Here is a 16134-nt window from a genome sequence, read left to right as displayed (position 1 = left end):
CCGCCGCCCCGGCTCAGCGCCGGCTCAGCCGGGCGCGCAGCCGGCCCACCGCGTCACCGACCACCGCCGAGGTCATCGGCAGCAGCGGACTCGACCGCATCAGGGCCACGTCCTCCGCCGGGCTCGTCGCCCCGTCGAGGAACCGCAGCACCCGCGACGCCGGGTTCCGGTCGAAGAGCCGGTCGAAGAACTCCGGCCCGCCCACCGCCCCGGAGTCCCACGCCCGCAACGCCACCGCGTCCATCCACCGGTGCCGCCCCGGGTACGCCGGCCGGGGCACCGGCGCACGGCCGGCGGCGAGTGCCGCGGCGACCTGCCCCGCCTGCCGGTGCATCGCCGAGAAGGTGAACCCGGTCGACGGGCGGGTCGCCCCACCGGCGGTGCCCAGGCGCACCACCCGGGGTGACGGGCGGCCGTCGAACGGCGCGTCGGTCATCGGGATCACCCCGTCCTCCACCTCCCGCACCGTCAGCGCCGCCAGGTCCAGCCCGAGCAGGCCGGCATAGCCGCGCAGGCCCGCGTCGTAGCCGGCGTCGGTGAGCACCGCCGGGGAGAACTCGGTGTACTCGACGAGGGCGTACCGGTCACTGACCGGCAGCACGTAACCGAACGACACCCCCCGGGCCGGCTGCGGGGTGCGGAAGTCCATCAGCACCGCCCGCCCCGGATCGAACACCGGCGTCGACGACTCCAACCACCAGCCCCGGAAGTGCTGCAACCAGGCCGTCCGGCCGGGCCGGCGGGGCGGACGCGGACGCGAGTCGAGCACCCAACCGGCCCGCAGCACCGCCCGCCCGTCGGTGTCGCGCACCGTCACCGCCGTGCCGTCGTCGTCGAGCGCCCCCACCGCCACGTCGTGGCGGGTCGCGCCGAGCCGCCGTTCCGCCTCGGCAGCCCGCTCGTAGAGCGGCGCGGACCGCAGCATCGCGTACCGCAGCGGGGTCAGCTCCAGCACCCGGGCCGCCGCCGCGGTGGTCACCTCCACCCGCGACCAGCTGGCGCTGAGCATCGGCTCCAGATCACCGCCGGGGATGCCCCAGAACGCCCAGGTGCGGTCCTGGCCGCGCTTGCGTACCGGGTCCACCACGGCGACCCGCAGCCCCGGCAGCTCGTGCCGGGCCAACGCGGCGAGCACCAGCGAACCGGCCCCGCCACCACCGACGACGGCCAGGTCGACCTCCCGCACACCCACCAGGTCACGCTGTCACACCCCGGCCGGGCCGCAGGCACGGACCCCACCCACCACGCGCCACCCGCATCCCGGCCCGCGACCGCCCCACCGTGCCGCCGACCGTGCACCGTGGCGCCGGAGCGGCGGCCGGGTAGCGTCCCGCCCCATGACCCCGTCCGCCAACACCCTCACCGCCCGCTGGGCGTCCCGACTGGACGACCGCCAGACCGTCCTGTCCGGCTTCGGGGTGTACCCGCTGCTCGCCCAGCTCGCCCGGTTCGCCACCAGCCCGGCCCGCGACGAACTGCACGCCGTCGCCCCCACCCCGGTCACCCCGGTCGACTCCCCCACCACCCGCCTCGCGGCCGGCTTCTGGTCCCGCGCCGGGCTGCCCCTGGGCCGCCGCTGGCTGACCGAGATGGACGCCGCGACCCGGGGCGAGCTGACCGGCGACCCGAGCGTCGACCAGCCGCGACTCGACCGGTGGGCACACGACCACACCGACGGCCTGATCACCCGGATGCCCGTCCCGGTGGGGCCCGGCACCGCGCTGGTGCTGGCCACCGCGCTGAGCGTGCTCGTCGACTGGGCCACCCCGTTCCACCCCGCCCCCTACCGGCCGACGACCGGCCCGTGGCAGGGCCGCACCCTGGCCGGACTGCACCGGGGCGGCGGCGACCCGGCCACACTGCGGGTCGCCGACACCGCCGCCGGCCCGGTCAGCCTGCTCACCGTCCCCGGGGATGCCGACGTCGACGTGCTGCTCGCCCTCGGCCCGGACGGGCAACCCGCCGCCCGGGTCCTCCCCGCCGCGATCGGGGCGCTCGACCACCCGGCGACCCTGCCCGCACCGGCCGGACCCGGCGTCACCGAGGACACCGTCGACGGGTACGACGACCGGCCGGAGCTGCTGGTACGTACCGTCGGATTCACCGTGACCGGCGAACACGACCTGCTCGACCACGCCGACCTGTTCGGCCTCGCCACCGCCGCCCGCGACGGCGACCACTTCCCCGACATCAGCCCCCGACTGTCGGTCTCCGCCGCCCGGCAGAGCACCCACGCCGAGTTCACCGCCACCGGCCTACGGGCCGCCGCCGTCACCGCCCTGGCCATGCGGGCCGGCGGCGCGGCCCCCCGCGCCACCGTCCGACGGCGACGGGTACGCCTCGACGTCGACCGGCCGTTCGGCTTCCTCGCCGTGCACCGCCCCACCGGCCTGGTGCTGGTCGCCGGCTGGGTGACCGACCCGACGCCGGCCTGACACCGGCCCCGCACCCACCGGCGCGTAGGTTCGGTGGGACCGGACGACCGGCGGCGACGATCGGGGAACCAACATGACGGACGGCACGCGGCACCCCCTGCGGGTCGGGCTGCTCGGCTACGGCGTCGCCGGCCGGGTGTTCCACGCCCCGCTGATCGCCGCCACCGGCGGGCTGCGGCTGGCCGCCGTCGTCACCGCCGACCCGCAGCGCCGGCAGCAGGTCGCCGACGAGCACCCCGACGCCCGGGTCGTCGACGACGCCGGGGCGTTGTGGGCCGACCCGGACACCCTCGACCTGGTGGTAGTGGCCACCCCGAACAGCTCCCACGTCACCCACACCCGGGCGGCGCTCGCCGCCGGGCTGCCCGTCGTGGTGGACAAGCCGCTCGCCGCCACCGCCGCCGACGCCCGCGCCCTGGTCGACGAGGCCGACCGCCGGGGCGTGCCGCTGACCGTGTTCCAGAACCGCCGGTGGGACGGCGACTTCCGCACCGTACGGCGGCTGGTCGAGGGCGGCGCGCTCGGTCGGGTGACCCGGTTCGAGTCCCGGTTCGAACGCTGGCGACCGCAGATCCGGGCCGGCTGGCGGGAGGGCGGTAGCCCCGCCGACGCCGGTGGGGTCCTCTACGACCTCGGCGCGCACCTCGTCGACCAGGCCGTGCAGTTGTTCGGCCCGGTCGACACCGTCTACGCCGAGGTGGACCGGCGTCGCCCCGGCGCGCAGGTCGACGACGACGCGTTCGTGGCGCTCACCCACGTCGGCGGAGTCCGCTCCCACCTGTGGATGAGCGCGGTCACCGCCCAACCCGGCCCCCGGCTGCGGGTACTCGGCGACCGAGCCGGATACACCTGCCACGGCCTCGACGGGCAGGAGGACGCGCTGCGCCACGGCGGCCGGCCCGACGCACCCGGCTGGGGCGAGGTCACCCCCGACCGGTACGGCCTGCTCGGTGCGGGCGACGACCTCCGCCCGACACCCACCGAACCGGGCCGCTACCAGGACTTCTACGCCCAGGTCGCGACGGCGTTACGCGGCGACGGACCACTGCCGGTAGACCCCCGGGACGCGGTACGCACGGTGGAACTGATCGAGCTGGCGCACCGCAGCGCCGCCGAGCGGACCGTGCTGCCCGTCCCCGCCTGACGGCCTGCGGATGGGCTCCCCGCCCGACTCACCCGGTGACCGCACCGGGTGCGGCGGCCGACCGGGACGGCGTACCGGCGTAGGCGGCGGCCACGGCGGCACGGTCGAACACCCGCCAGGTCGCCACCGCGACGACGAGGGCCACCACGAACCCCGTCCAGTAGGGCGCGGTCAGCCCGAACCTGCCGGCCACCACCCCGCCGAGCAGCGCGCCCGCGCAGTTGCCGCCGGCCGCGACGAACAGCGTCGTCGCACCGACCCGGCCACGCAGCTCGGACGGGGTCAGCCGCTGCCGCAGCGAGTGGAACACGATCCCCCACAGCGCCCCGTGCACCCCGAACGCGAACAGCGCGGACCCGACGAGCCAGGCACTGGTCGAGGCGGCCAACGCCAGGTGCAGCCCCGCCTCGACCAGCAACCCGACCCGTACCGTCCAGGTCGCACCGACCCGGGCGATGAGCCGGTCACCGACCACCGCGCCGAGCAGCCCGCCGGCCGACAGGCTGGTGAACAGCAGCCCGTAGCCGACGGAGTCCAGGCCGAGACGTTCGGTCGCCACCAGCACCAGGACCGCCATCGCGGCCGTCAGGGTGAGGTTGAGCAGGCCGATCAGCACGGCCATCACCCGCAGCAGCCGCTGGCCGATCAGGAACCGGAAGCCCGCGCCGATCTCCGCCCGCACCGACCGGGTCCCCGTCGGGACGGCGTCCCCGCCGCCCCGGAACGACCCGCCGATCAGGGCGATGAGCACCGCGCTGAGCGCGTACGTGCCGGCGTTGGCGAGGAACGGGAGGCTCTCGGCGAGGACGAACAGGAACCCGCCGAGCGGGCCCGCCAGCATTCTCTGGGCCACCGTGGTGCCGCCGCCGAGCCAGCCGTTGGCCCGTTCCAGCCGGGCCGTGGGTACGATCGTCGGCAGCATCGCCTGGCTGGCCGACCGGAACACGATCTCACCGGTGTTCGCCACGAACAGCACGGCGTACAGCAGTGGAATCCCGGCCCGTCCGGCCAGCATCGCCACGCCCAGCGCCAGCAGGGCGACCACCCGCACCCAGTCGATGACGACCATCAACCGCCGCCGGTCCAGCCGGTCGGCCAGGACCCCGCCGGGCAGGGCGAACAGCAGCCAGGGCAGCCAGGCCGCGCCCGCAGCGGCGGCGACCACCAGCGGATCGTCACTGCGGGCCGCCGCGTACAGCGGGGCCGCCACCGTGGCCATACCGCTGCCCAGCGCCGACAGCGTGGTCGCCGCCCAGAGCCTGCCGAACCGGGCGTCCAGTCCCTCCCCCGTCACGGGCCGGCAACCTACCAGGCAGCGCTGACACCCACCGCCGTCCACCGGGCCCGGACGAGACCGGCCCCCGAATTGCCGTTGAGCCGACCTGCCGCATCTGCCACCGTCAGCCGGTGACCGACGACGACGAGCCGGGCCGGCAGACGCCCGGCACCGACTACCGCACCCTCAACCGGGCCAGCTGGGACGACCGGGCCGCCGCCCACGCCGCCTCCCCGGACTACGCCGTGGAGCGGTTCGCCGCCGACCCGACCCACCTCAGCGAGGTGGTCCGGTTCGACCTGCCCCGCCTCGGTGAGGTGGCCGGGCTGCGCGGTGTGCACCTGCAGTGCCACATCGGCACCGACACCGTGTCGCTGCACCGGCTCGGCGCGCGGATGACCGGCCTGGACTTCTCCGGCGCGTCCCTGGCTGAGGCCCGGTCGCTGGCCGGGCGCACCGGCGCGGCCGTCGACTTCGTCCAGGCCGACGTGTACGACGCGCCCGACGTGCTCGGCGTCGGCGGTTTCGACCTGGTCTACACCGGGGTCGGCGCGTTGTGCTGGCTGCCGGACATCCGCCGCTGGGCGGGCGTGGTCGCCGCCCTGCTGCGTCCGGGCGGGCGGCTGTTCCTGCGCGAGGGGCACCCGATGCTGTGGGCCCTGGACGAGACCCGCCCGGACGGCGTGCTGGCGGTCGAGCACCCGTACTTCGAGCGTGCCGAACCGTTGGTGTGGGACGAGGGCGGCACCTACGTGAGCACCGAGGCCACCTTCACCCACAACACCACCCATGAGTGGAACCACGGGCTCGGCGAGGTGGTCACCGCCCTGCTCGACGCCGGGTTGGAGCTGACCATGCTGCACGAGCACGACAGCGCGCCCTGGGACGCGCTGCCGGGGCGGCAGACCCGCGACGAGCACGGCGAGTGGCGGCTGACCGAACGCCCGTGGCGGCTCCCCCAGACCTACACCCTCCAGGCCCGCCGCCGCTGACCCCTGCGCACAGGTCGGCGGGTTCGTCGACCTGTGCGCGTGGCATGCGGGTCACCACGCCTAAGGCATCCTAGGAGGCTGGGTTGTGGGGTGGGCACGGCTGTCCGCGGTGTCCCGGCAATTCCGCCGCTCTCCGGCGGACGGGAAAACACGTGACGGCAACGAAGATTTCTCATTTACCCCGGTAGGAGGGCCCATCCCTCCTAGTGTTGGGCACACCGGTGCTAGTTGCGGAGTTGGCCACCCGAACGACGTCCCACGCAGACAGCGGACGAAAAGTGAGGGAAGACGCGTATGAAGGCACAGAAGATCCTCGTATCCACGGCGCTCGGCGTGGGCCTCGGCACGCTCCTGCTCCCGACCGCCGCACTCGCGGACACCACGGTGTCGCCGGCCACCACGCCGGTCGGCGGGACGGTCGTGCTCACCGCAGCGACCTGTAACCCGAAGTCCGGTGACGTGATCTTCCACGTCACCGGCCCGGACCGGGACCAGAACGTCCGCTCCACCACCGCCGCGGCCGGCGGTGGGCTGAGCGCCGAACTCTTCACCGCCGGGTTCACCCTCGGCAGCTACACCGTGGCCGCCACCTGCGGCGACGGCAGCTCCGCCGGCAGCGCCACCTTCACCGTCACGCCGATCGGCGCGGCCCCCGCCGGGGCCGGCGGCGACACCGGCAACACCGGTCTGCTGGCCGCCGGAGGCGCCCTCGCCGGGGCCGCCGCGCTCGGCGCCACCGTGCTGCTGCGCCGCCGACGCCGGGCGGCGGCGGGCACCGTCGCCTGACCACACCACAGGCGTCGGTCGACGACGCGCCACACCATCCCTGGGGACGGGTGCCCGCACCGAACCGGTACGGGCACCCGACCACATCGGACGTCGGGGAGGACGGGCGATGGGCGTACGCGAATGGGCGGGCCGGACCCGCGCCGCCGTCACCGCGGTCACCCTCAGCGGCACCGCCGGGATCGCGCTGATCGCCGCCGGGCTGACCCTCGGACCGGTCGGACCACCCCAGCCGAGCATCGACGTCAGCGGCGGCAACACCAGCCGCTCCCCGATCCCGGCCCTGCCCCGCTCCACGCCGGTGCACATCGACATCCCCGCCATCGGCGTACACGCCGACCTGGTGCCGGTGGCCGGCGACCCGAACGGCACCCTGGAGGTGCCGCCGCTGGACCAGCCCACCGTCGCCGGCTGGTACCGGCCCGGGGCCAGCCCCGGCGAGGCGGGCAACGCCGTCGTCGTCGGGCACGTCGACACCCGTGACGGGCCGGCGGTCTTCTTCGACCTGGGACGGCTGCGCCCCGGGGACGCCGTCCGGATCACCCGCGCCGACGGGCGGGTGGTCCGGTTCGCGGTCGACGGCGTCGGGGCGTACCCGAAGCGGAACTTCCCCACCGCGCTGGTCTACGGGCCGGGCGGACCGGGACCGACGCTGCGCCTGGTCACCTGCGGCGGGCGGTTCGACGAACGGTCCCGCGACTACTCCGACAACGTCGTCGTGCGGGCCACCGCCGTCGGTTGACCCGCCCCGCCCGGCGTCGCGCCGACCCACTACGGTGGGCCGGCGGACGGGCGGCGAGGCGGAGGTACCCGGTGGAGCGGCGAGCCCTGACGACCCTGCTCGGGCCCCGGCTCGGCACCCTGGTCGGCCGGCTGCGCCGACGTCCCGGGGACGCCCCCGGCCGCCCGGCCCGCCGGGTCAACCCGGACGCCGTGGTCGACTGCGCGGTCTACGTCAACGATCGCCGGGAGGCCGGCCGGCCGCACTACGCCGACGCGTACGCCCGCTCCCGGCGCAGCCGCAACGCCTTCGTCTGGCTGGGCCTGCACGACCCGGGCGCGGCGGTGCTCGCCGCCGTCGGGCAGGTCTTCGGCCTCGACGAGCTGACCGTGGCGCAGGCGCTGGCCGACGGGCACCGCCCCACCGTGCAGCGGCACGGCCCGGTCACCCTGCTGGTGCTGCGCACCGCCGCCTACGTCGCCCAGGGTGAGCTGACCGCGACCTCCGACGTGGTGGACACCGGCGACGTGATGGTGCTGCTGGGCGACCGGTTCGTGATCACCGTCCGGCACGGCGCGTCAGGCGCCCTCGCGCCGGTCCGCCGCGAGATCGAGGGCCGCCCGTCGCTGCTCGCCGAGGGCCCGTGGGCGGTGGCGTACGCGGTGACCGACCGGATGGTCGACCTCTACCTGGAGGTCGCCGCCCACCTCGAACGGGACCTGGAACGCGTCGAGGAGAGCGTCTTCGCCCCCGACCACGCCGTCGACATCCAGCAGATCTACCAGCTCAAACGGGAGCTGGTCGAGTTCAAGCGGGCGGTCCTGCCGCTCCAGGAGCCGCTACGTGCCCTGGTCACCGCGCCCGACGGCGGCCTACCGGCGGGGCTGCGCCGGTGGTACGTCGACGTGGAGGGCCGGCTCACCCGGGCCGTCGACCGGATCACCACCTACGACGAGCTGCTCAACTCGCTCCTGCAGTCCCGGCTGGCCCAGCTCGCCGTCGACCAGAACAACGACATGCGCAAGATCGCGGCGTGGGCCGCGATCGCCGCCACCCAGACCGCGGTCGCCGGGGTCTACGGGATGAACTTCGCCCGGATGCCCGAACTGTCCTGGCGGTACGGCTACCCGGCCGCGCTGGCGCTGATGGCGACCGCGGCGTTCACCCTGCACCGGCTGTTCCGCCGCTCCGGCTGGCTCTGACCCGCCGTCCCGGTTCGTCCCGGGCACTCACCGTGCGCGCGGAATGTCGGGTTCGCGCCGGTCGCCACCGTCCGCCGGCGCGGCCCGCCGCCCGGTACGGGGCGACGTCGCCGTCGGTGTCCGGTGGGCGGGCCGGCCGGGCGCCCGGTCGCCGCCGACATGTCGCCTCCGGGACCGGTGTCGCGTGGCCGGGGCCACCCCCACGGCGGAATCGTCGCCAGGGCCGGGGCGTTGTACCTGGCATACCACCGCCGCTCCCCGTGGGAGCAGGCCCCGGAACACCGACCACGGAATGCGGTCGCCACCGGGTTGGTTACACCTCCCCCGGACGCCCGAGCAGGTCCCCCCGACCGCCGCGCGCTTCCCTTCTGACTTCCGCGACGCGCTCTCCCCCGAGCGCGTCCACCGCACCCCCGACGCAGAGGAGCATCCCCATGCGTACCGACATCCTGCGCAAGACCGCCCTGACCGTCGCCGGCCTGGCCGCCACCGCCGGTGGCGTCGCCGGCCCCGCGATCGCCGCCCACGCCGCCGGGACCGACCGTCCCGCCGCCCTCCAGGCCGACCGCCGGCCGGCCGGCGAGCGCGAGCTGAAGGTCGACTACGAGGCGCAGCCGAACTTCTACTACTGCGGCCCGGCCGCCGCCCGTAACGCGCTGAGCGTCCAGGGCAAGAACATCGACGTGGACACCATGGCCAAGCACATGGGCACCACCGAGGACGGCACCGACAGCATCAACGACATCACCCCGGTGCTCAACCGGGAGACCGGCCGCGACGCGTACCGCAGCACCGAGATCCGCAGCAGCAAGGCCGACGACAAGCAGACCGACAGGCTGCGCGCCGACATCGTCCGCGCCGTCGACGACGGCCGCGCCGTGGTCGCCAACATCGCCGGCACCGCCACCGACACCGACGGCAACACCCACTCCTTCGAGGGCGGCCACTACATCAGCGTCACCGGCTACCACGACGACGGGCGGACCGTCACCATCGCCGACTCCGCCAACCCGGACACCGCCTCCTACCGCATCGACATCGACGACCTCGGCGACTGGATCGCCAGCCGCGGCTACGCCTCCTGACCGCCGTACCCGCACGGGCCGACCCCTGGTCGGCCCGTGCGACGGTTACGGCAGGATGGGCGGGTGGCGAAACACGCATCGCAACGGCCCTGCCCCTGCGGCACCGGCCTGCCGTACGACGAGTGCTGCGGGCCGCTGCACGCCGGCGAGGGCACGGCCCCCACGGCGCAGGCGTTGATGCGCTCCCGGTTCAGCGCCTTCGTCGTCGGTGATGCCGACTACCTGCTGCGCAGCTGGCACTCCACGACCCGGCCACGCCGGCTGCACCTCAACCTCGCCACCCGGTGGACCCGACTGGAGATCGTCGACAGCACGCGCGGCGGCCTGCTGGACACCACCGGCACGGTGACGTTCCGCGCCCACTACCGCGAGGCCGGGCAGCCGGGCACGATGGCGGAGCACAGCCGGTTCGTCCGCGAGGACGGCACCTGGGTCTACCTGGACGCGCTACCGGACTGATCGCGGCACCGCCGCCGGCGCCCGCTCCCGGCCGGGGGCGGTTCACCGCGTCACCGGCGTCGTCGGCCGCTCCCCGGCCCGGCCCGACACCGCCAAACCCCCGGCCACCAGCAGGTACGGCACGGCCGCCGCGACGAACGCCACCGGGTGCCCGCCGCTCGCGGCGACCAGCGCGTACCCGGCGTAGACCATGACCATGGCCAGGTCGGTGCCCATGCCCGCGACCGAGGTGACGGTGGCCCGTCCCGGACCGGTGATCCGGTGCTGGAGGCGGGCGTCGGCGAGCACGGTGGCGAGTTGCAGCGCGCAGAACGCCACCCCGAGCAGCAGGAAGCCCCCCGGATGCCGGACGGCGGCCCCGGCGGCCAGGGCGACGGCGGCCAGCGCGAGCAGCGCCGCGTAGCCGCGGTCGGTCAGGCGTTGGGCCGCCGGGGCGAGCAGGCCGCCGACGGTCATCCCGATCCAGACCGGCAGGAGCAGCAGCGGCACCGTGGACGCCGCGACGCCGGTGTCGCGGGCCAGCAGCGGGGTGTACTCGTCGAGGGTGCCTCCGACCGCCGTCACCACCGGGACGAGTAGCACGGCCGCCCGTACCCGTCGATCGGCGCGGGTCTCGACGAGGCCGGCGCGCAGGCTCGCCCACCAGCCCGGCCCGACCTCGTCGCACGACACGGCGGACGGTGGCGGGGCGGGTCGGTGTCGCGGGAAGCGGGTGGCGACGGCCGCGGCGAGGACGGCGGACAGCACGCTCGCCGCACCGACGGCCCGGTACCCGCCGGCGGTGAGGACCGGGCCGGCCAGGCCCAGCGAGGCGAGCACCCCGAGCATGCCGGCGGTCCGGCCCCGACCCATCGTGCGGGCGTAGCGGGCTGCCGCGCCGAGCCTGTCGAGTTCGGTGTAGACCAACGCCTCCAGGGCGCCGGAGCCGAGCGCGCCGCCGGCTCCCCAGAGGACGAAACCGAGCGCGAACGCCCACCACGACCCGGCCAGCACCCACAGGGCGAAGCAGCCCCCGGTGAGCAGCGGCGCGAGGCAGAGCAGCAGACGTCGGGAGACCGCGTCGGCCCAGGCCCCGGAGGGGACCTCCAGCACGATCGCGGTCACCGACCAGATCACGAAGAGCGCGGAGATCTGCCCGACGGTGAGCCCGGTGTCGCTGAACAGCAGGACGTACACCGGGTAGAGCAGGACGAGATCGCTGAGGAACAGGTAGCCGTAGAGCGTGGCGGACAGCCTGCGGACACGGGTGTCGGGCACCCGCACGGAGAGGGGGTTCATCAGGGCCTTTCCCGGGACGTGACGGACGCGGAAGGTACGGCGTCCGTGGCGGTCCACGGTTTCGGCCCTCAGTGCCGGATCACCATCGCCAGGTCATGCGCCCGATGCTAGCCGGCTGCGGCCGGTGGCGCGGCCCCGGCGCGGGGTCCGCCTGCCGACGGGGGCGGAGCCTGCTCCGGCGTCCGCCCCCGTCGCGCGGCACGGTCAGCGGCGGGGGATCTCCGGGTCCACCGGCGGGATGACCATGGTGGCCTCGCTGTCGGTGGCGGGACCGTCGGCCGGTCCGGCCTGGCGTGGCACGACCTGGGTCGCCTCGACGTCGTCGGGGCGGGTCACCACCTGGGTACGCTCGGCGTCGTCGTCCACCGCCGCAGGCGGCGTGGTGGAAACCGGCGCGGGCGGGGTGGGGACCGGCGCGGGCGGGGTGGGCGTGGCGGTGGGGACCGGCTGGGTGCGTTCGGCCTCCGCGTACGGGTCCAGCCGGGCCTCGACGTCACGCCGGCCGGCCTGGTAGGCGCGGGCGTGGCTGGCGATGGTGCGCGACTCCTGCTCGGCACGGGTCAGCCAGGACTCCCAGCGGGCCTGCATCGGGCGGATCAGTCCACCGCCGACCCCGACGACGAGGATGCCGCCGACGGTGGCGAGCACGGCGACCAGCACCGGCGTGGTGACCGCGGTGGCCACGCCGATCTGGTTGAGTGCGGCGATCACGCCCAGGCCGAGGATGAACACCGAGGCGATGTTGGCCAGCACCCGGCCGTAGGACAGCCCGCCGAGCGCGCTGCTGATGATGTCCTTGACCGCGTTGGCGATCGCGGCGGCGACGACCACGATGACGATCGCGACGAACGCCCGGGGCAGCCAGGCGATCACCCCGGCGATGAGGTCGGAGATCGGGTTGGGACCCCAGATACCGAAGGCGAGTTGGAGCGTCACCAGCAGCACCCCGTAGTAGGCGAGCTTGGCGACGATGTCGCTGGCGTCGTAGCGGGAACGGGCCAGCGCCGTCTTGATCCCGCCCCGTTCGACGGCCCGGTCGAAGTGCACCCGCTCCAGCACCTTGTCGACGATCCTGCGGACGGCCTTGGCGATCAGCCAGCCGGCCACCAGGATCGCCACGAAGGCGACCGCCTTGGGCAGGAAGAGCATCACCGCCCGCAGGGCGTCGCCCACCGCATCGCTGAACTTGTCTGTCATCCGTGGTCCTCCACCGTCAGCTCGGTCGGCCCCCGAAGCTACCCCCGACCCGGTCGACGGAAACCCGGCGGTCCGGCCGGGCATCGCGGCGCGGGGCCGTCCCGGTCAGCTCGACGTGCAGGCGGGCAACAGCGACACCACCACCGCGCCGGTGGGCGCCGAGGCGTTGCCGGCGTCGTCGACGGCGACGACCTGGACGGGGATCCGGGTCAGCGCCGGGGGCGTCGGCAGGTCACCGAGGGCGCCCTGGAAGACGTCAGGCGCGGTCTGGTCCATGCCGACGGTCCGGGTGACACCGTCGAGGGTGTACCGGAAGACCACCCGCAGCAGGTCGCCGGCGGCCCGGTCGTCGACCACCGTCGCGGTGACCGTGGTCGCGGTGACCGCGTCGGGGCAGCCCTGCGGCGCCACGGTGATCGGGCTGACGTCGGGTGTGGACACCGTCGGCGGCGACACGTCCGGCGGCAGGAGCGGGACGTTCGGCGTCGTCGGCGGCGCAGGGCTGGGGGTGCGTACCCGGGTGGTGGTCGCGGCGGCGGACCGGGTCGGGGCGGTGCTGGGCGACGCGCCGGTGGTGCTCGCCGCCGGGGTGGGGGTGGGTCTCGGCTCGGCGGGCACGACGGTGATCGCCGGCGCGGCGGCCAGCGGCGCGGGGCTGCGGGTGGCGGCGGCGGTCGCTCCCGGCCCGGCGGTGCCGTCGGCGAGGGTGAGCGGACCGGACCGGCCGGCGGCGACGCCCAGCGCGACGACACCGACCAGCAGGGTGGCGGTCAGGCCCACCCCGACCAGGACGCTACGCGGGCCGCCGCGCCGGGTCGGGTCCGGCCCCGCGTCGGGGGCGTCGACCGGGTCACCGGCTCCGGGGCCCCCGTCGGGTAGCGGGAGGGACGCGGCGAGCAGCGCGACCCGCTGGGCGAGCTGACGCCGGCCACGCTCCTCCCACTCCCCGCCGTACGAGCGGGCGGCGGTGTGTTCCAGCTCGGCGAGGAAGATCTCGGCGGGCTGGGTACGGTCGGCGGGGCACCAGGCCAGCCCGTGCCGCAGCAGGTCGTGCACGGGTGCCGGGGTCGGGACGTCCGGGATCGGCGCGGCGCTGTGCTGGGCGCGCAGGGTGGCCTGGTCCCGCCCGTCGTAGGGGGGTCGCCCGGTGAGGCACTCGACGAACGTGGCGGTCGCGGCGTAGATGTCGCCGGCCGGCTCGGCCGGGGCCCCGGTCCACTGTTCGGGGGCCAGCCGGCGGCCGATGGCGGTGGGCAGGACGATGGCGAGGTCGGTGAGCTTGCACCGCCCGTCCGGGGTGACCAGGACGTTCTCCGGCCGGTGGTCGCCGTGCACCACGCCCCGGGCGTGCGCGGCGGCGAGGCCGGCGAGCGAGCCCTTGAGGACGCAGAGCGCGGCCTCCGGCGGGACCGGGCCGTGCGCGCGCAGCAGGTGGCGCAGCGTCACCCCGTTGACCAGCTCGGCGACGATCGCGGCGGCGGAGTGCGACTCGGCGTACTCGAAGAGCCGGCAGACGTGCGGGTCGTCGACGTCGACCAGCAGCCGCGCCTGTTCCCGGAAGGCCAGCCGGAAGGCGGGGTCGTCGCCGAGGGACGGGGTGAGGTAGCGGATGGCGACCGGGGTGCCGGTGGCGTCGTGGGTGGCGAGCAGCACCCGCCCGGACGCGCCGGTGCCGAGCTGCCGTACCGGGGTGTAGCCGGACAACCGCCAGTCGCCGGTCACCCGCCGGCCTCTCCGGTCCGCCGGGACTGGTCACAGGTCAGGGCCACACTGATCATTCTTACCCGGGTCGAGCTGCGGTCCATCGGCGCAACGGTTGTTTCCGCGCGGCCGGACGTCCGGCTCCGGAGATTGGTTCCGGTCACCGGCCGGGGTCGCCGGCCGGTGACCCCGGGTCGTGGCCGGTCGGGCCGGCGAACTGCGGGGCGACGTCGGCGACGCGTTGCCGCATCGACCGTCGCCGCAGCGCGGCCAGGGCCTCGTCGACGAGGCGGCTCAGCGGGTAGGGCAGTTCCGCCTCGAACCGGCGGGCGGCGGCAGCGGTGGCGGCGTACTCGGCATGCAGGACAGGAAGCAGGTCCCGGGCCCGGTCGGTGGGGGTGACGACGCGGTGCCGGGCATCGACACCGGGGGCGAGGGTGACCAGCCCGTCGGCCGCCATCCGGGCGACGGTCTGGCTGGCCGCGGAGTGGGTCACCCCGGTCGCCTGGGCCAGGGTACGGATCGACGCCGGGCCGAGGCGGTCCAGCGCCATCAGCACCGGGGTGTAGCGGGGCCGGAAGCCGGGCAGCCCGAGGTCGGCGTAGCAGGCGGCGACGTCGCCGTCGAGCAGTTCCAGCAGGTGCCGCAGCCGGGTGCCGAGCAGTGCGGGGTCGGACGCGTCGTCGGGCATGCCGTAATGTAACAGTGCTGTTGTATATCGCCCGGGGAGGCCCACCGATGGACGAGCGTTACCCGCCGATCGAGCCGTACGACCAGGGCATGCTCGACGTCGGCGACGGCAACAAGGTCTACTGGGAGGTCTGCGGCAACCCGGCCGGCCGGCCCGCGCTGGTCGTCCACGGTGGACCGGGCTCGGGCTGCGGCCCGTTGGCCCGGCGGTACTTCGACCCGGCCCGTTACCGGGTGGTCCTGTTCGACCAGCGCAACTGCGGGCGCAGCACCCCGCACGCCGCCGACCCGGCCACCGACCTGCGGCACAACACCACCGCGCACCTGGTCGCCGACATGGAGCGGCTGCGTGCACACCTGGGCGTCGACAGGTGGCTGCTCCACGGCGGGTCGTGGGGCTCGACGCTGCTGCTGGCGTACGCGCAGCGGCACCCCCGACGGGTGTCGGCGATCGTGATCGCGGCGGTCACCACCACCCGCCGGTCGGAGATCGACTGGCTCTACCGGGGCGTCGGGCGGTACTTCCCGCGCGAGTGGGAACGCTTCCTCGCCGGCGGCGGCGTCGGCCCGGACGACGACGTGGTCGGCGCGTACGCCCGGCTGCTGGCGGACCCGGACCGGGCGGTGCGCGAGCGTGCCGTGCTGGACTGGTGTGCCTGGGAGGACGCGGTGGTCTCCGCCGAGGGGGTGGGCAACCCGTACGGCGACCGCCCGTCGGCCGAGCGGACCGCGATGGTGCGGATCTGCGCGCACTACTTCTCACAGGGGGCCTGGCTGGCCGAGGGTGAGCTGATCCGGCGGGCCGACCGGCTCGCCGGCATCCCGGGGGTGCTGATCCACGGCCGGGTCGACCTGGGCAGCCCGCTGGCCACCGCCTGGGAGCTGCACCGGGCCTGGCCGGATTCGCGCCTGCACGTGGTCGAGGGGGCGGGGCACTTCGGCACGGCGCAGACCCGGCGGCACCTGCTGGCCGCCCTGGACGGCTTCGCCGCCGCCGACTGAGCGGCCGACCCGGGACCGCCCCCGACGGCAGGAAATTCGGACAGTTCTGCCCGGCACACCGCCACGATGGGCAGAATCGATCGATGACGCCCTCTAGCGCCGACCGCCGAGGTGGCAATATCCTCCATCTCACGCGAAATCGCTGGAGCTAGTTTTCACGTCCGCG

At 75.3% G+C, this 16134-nt stretch carries 15 protein-coding genes; 9 read left to right on the top strand and 6 right to left on the bottom strand.

The window, feature by feature from the left end:
- Positions 1 to 13: 13 nt before the first annotated feature.
- A complete protein-coding gene (locus ACN267_RS08420; RefSeq protein WP_421488353.1) occupies positions 14 to 1192 on the bottom strand; it encodes a lycopene cyclase family protein in 1179 nt (392 codons plus the stop codon).
- Between the two features lie 145 nt (positions 1193 to 1337).
- Here ACN267_RS08420 and ACN267_RS08415 point away from each other — a divergent pair, with 145 nt between their 5' ends.
- Both ACN267_RS08415 and ACN267_RS08410 read left to right on the top strand, forming a co-directional pair.
- Positions 1338 to 2435 carry a serpin family protein gene (locus tag ACN267_RS08415; RefSeq protein ID WP_421488352.1) on the top strand — a complete coding sequence of 366 codons (1098 nt, stop codon included), beginning with the start codon at positions 1338 to 1340 and terminating at the stop codon, positions 2433 to 2435.
- A 73-nt stretch (positions 2436 to 2508) separates the two neighbouring features.
- Positions 2509 to 3579: a Gfo/Idh/MocA family oxidoreductase gene (locus ACN267_RS08410; RefSeq protein ID WP_421488351.1), complete on the top strand. Its 1071-nt coding sequence runs from the start codon at positions 2509 to 2511 to the stop codon at positions 3577 to 3579.
- 28 nt (positions 3580 to 3607) lie between these two features.
- Here ACN267_RS08410 and ACN267_RS08405 read toward each other — a convergent pair whose 3' ends face one another.
- A complete protein-coding gene (locus ACN267_RS08405; RefSeq protein WP_204959739.1) occupies positions 3608 to 4873 on the bottom strand; it encodes an MFS transporter in 1266 nt (421 codons plus the stop codon).
- 113 nt (positions 4874 to 4986) lie between these two features.
- Here ACN267_RS08405 and ACN267_RS08400 point away from each other — a divergent pair, with 113 nt between their 5' ends.
- The 6 genes from ACN267_RS08400 (at position 4987) to ACN267_RS08375 (ending at position 10100) form a co-directional block, all read left to right on the top strand.
- Positions 4987 to 5847: a class I SAM-dependent methyltransferase gene (locus tag ACN267_RS08400; RefSeq protein ID WP_421488350.1), complete on the top strand. Its 861-nt coding sequence runs from the start codon at positions 4987 to 4989 to the stop codon at positions 5845 to 5847.
- Positions 5848 to 6141: 294 nt separating this feature from the next.
- Entirely contained in the window at positions 6142 to 6633 is a 492-nt protein-coding gene (locus ACN267_RS08395) for a hypothetical protein (RefSeq protein WP_421488349.1), read from the top strand.
- Positions 6634 to 6742: 109 nt separating this feature from the next.
- Positions 6743 to 7375: a class F sortase gene (locus ACN267_RS08390; protein WP_421488348.1), complete on the top strand. Its 633-nt coding sequence runs from the start codon at positions 6743 to 6745 to the stop codon at positions 7373 to 7375.
- A 71-nt stretch (positions 7376 to 7446) separates the two neighbouring features.
- Positions 7447 to 8556: a magnesium and cobalt transport protein CorA gene (locus ACN267_RS08385; RefSeq protein ID WP_421488347.1), complete on the top strand. Its 1110-nt coding sequence runs from the start codon at positions 7447 to 7449 to the stop codon at positions 8554 to 8556.
- A gap of 434 nt (positions 8557 to 8990) precedes the next feature.
- On the top strand, positions 8991 to 9641 hold the full coding sequence (locus tag ACN267_RS08380) for a C39 family peptidase (protein ID WP_421488346.1): 651 nt from the start codon (positions 8991 to 8993) through the stop codon (positions 9639 to 9641).
- A gap of 63 nt (positions 9642 to 9704) precedes the next feature.
- Complete coding sequence (locus tag ACN267_RS08375; RefSeq protein ID WP_421488345.1) at positions 9705 to 10100, top strand: YchJ family protein; 396 nt, start codon at positions 9705 to 9707, stop codon at positions 10098 to 10100.
- Positions 10101 to 10142: 42 nt separating this feature from the next.
- On the opposite strand, the gene ACN267_RS08370 is transcribed toward ACN267_RS08375, so the two are convergent.
- From ACN267_RS08370 to ACN267_RS08355, 4 genes are all read right to left on the bottom strand, one after another.
- On the bottom strand, positions 10143 to 11378 hold the full coding sequence (locus ACN267_RS08370) for an MFS transporter (RefSeq protein ID WP_421488344.1): 1236 nt from the start codon (positions 11376 to 11378) through the stop codon (positions 10143 to 10145).
- Positions 11379 to 11582: 204 nt separating this feature from the next.
- Positions 11583 to 12575 (bottom strand): mechanosensitive ion channel family protein, encoded by a 993-nt coding sequence (locus tag ACN267_RS08365; RefSeq protein ID WP_281897403.1) that lies wholly within the window; start codon positions 12573 to 12575, stop codon positions 11583 to 11585.
- Between the two features lie 105 nt (positions 12576 to 12680).
- Complete coding sequence (locus ACN267_RS08360; protein WP_204959730.1) at positions 12681 to 14297, bottom strand: serine/threonine-protein kinase; 1617 nt, start codon at positions 14295 to 14297, stop codon at positions 12681 to 12683.
- Between the two features lie 139 nt (positions 14298 to 14436).
- Positions 14437 to 14967: a MarR family winged helix-turn-helix transcriptional regulator gene (locus tag ACN267_RS08355; RefSeq protein ID WP_281897396.1), complete on the bottom strand. Its 531-nt coding sequence runs from the start codon at positions 14965 to 14967 to the stop codon at positions 14437 to 14439.
- Positions 14968 to 15014: 47 nt separating this feature from the next.
- Here ACN267_RS08355 and pip point away from each other — a divergent pair, with 47 nt between their 5' ends.
- Entirely contained in the window at positions 15015 to 15968 is a 954-nt protein-coding gene (gene pip, locus ACN267_RS08350; RefSeq protein ID WP_281897393.1) for a prolyl aminopeptidase, read from the top strand.
- Positions 15969 to 16134 lie beyond the last annotated feature (166 nt).

It is taken from the genome of Micromonospora sp. WMMD734 (genome assembly GCF_049178975.1).
GTDB classification, from domain to species: Bacteria; Actinomycetota; Actinomycetes; order Mycobacteriales; family Micromonosporaceae; genus Micromonospora; species Micromonospora wenchangensis.
Note: the sequence above shows the minus strand (reverse complement) of the source record. Positions and strands in the feature narration are given on the sequence as shown.

Coding starts and splice junctions, on each gene's coding strand:
- pip (WP_281897393.1), top strand. CDS start 15,015: ATGGACGAGCGTTACCCGCCGATCGAGCCGTACGACCAGGGCATGCTC.
- ACN267_RS08395 (WP_421488349.1), top strand. CDS start 6,142: ATGAAGGCACAGAAGATCCTCGTATCCACGGCGCTCGGCGTGGGCCTC.
- ACN267_RS08415 (WP_421488352.1), top strand. CDS start 1,338: ATGACCCCGTCCGCCAACACCCTCACCGCCCGCTGGGCGTCCCGACTG.
- ACN267_RS08365 (WP_281897403.1), bottom strand. CDS start 12,575: ATGACAGACAAGTTCAGCGATGCGGTGGGCGACGCCCTGCGGGCGGTG.
- ACN267_RS08390 (WP_421488348.1), top strand. CDS start 6,743: ATGGGCGTACGCGAATGGGCGGGCCGGACCCGCGCCGCCGTCACCGCG.
- ACN267_RS08370 (WP_421488344.1), bottom strand. CDS start 11,378: ATGAACCCCCTCTCCGTGCGGGTGCCCGACACCCGTGTCCGCAGGCTG.
- ACN267_RS08410 (WP_421488351.1), top strand. CDS start 2,509: ATGACGGACGGCACGCGGCACCCCCTGCGGGTCGGGCTGCTCGGCTAC.
- ACN267_RS08380 (WP_421488346.1), top strand. CDS start 8,991: ATGCGTACCGACATCCTGCGCAAGACCGCCCTGACCGTCGCCGGCCTG.
- ACN267_RS08355 (WP_281897396.1), bottom strand. CDS start 14,967: ATGCCCGACGACGCGTCCGACCCCGCACTGCTCGGCACCCGGCTGCGG.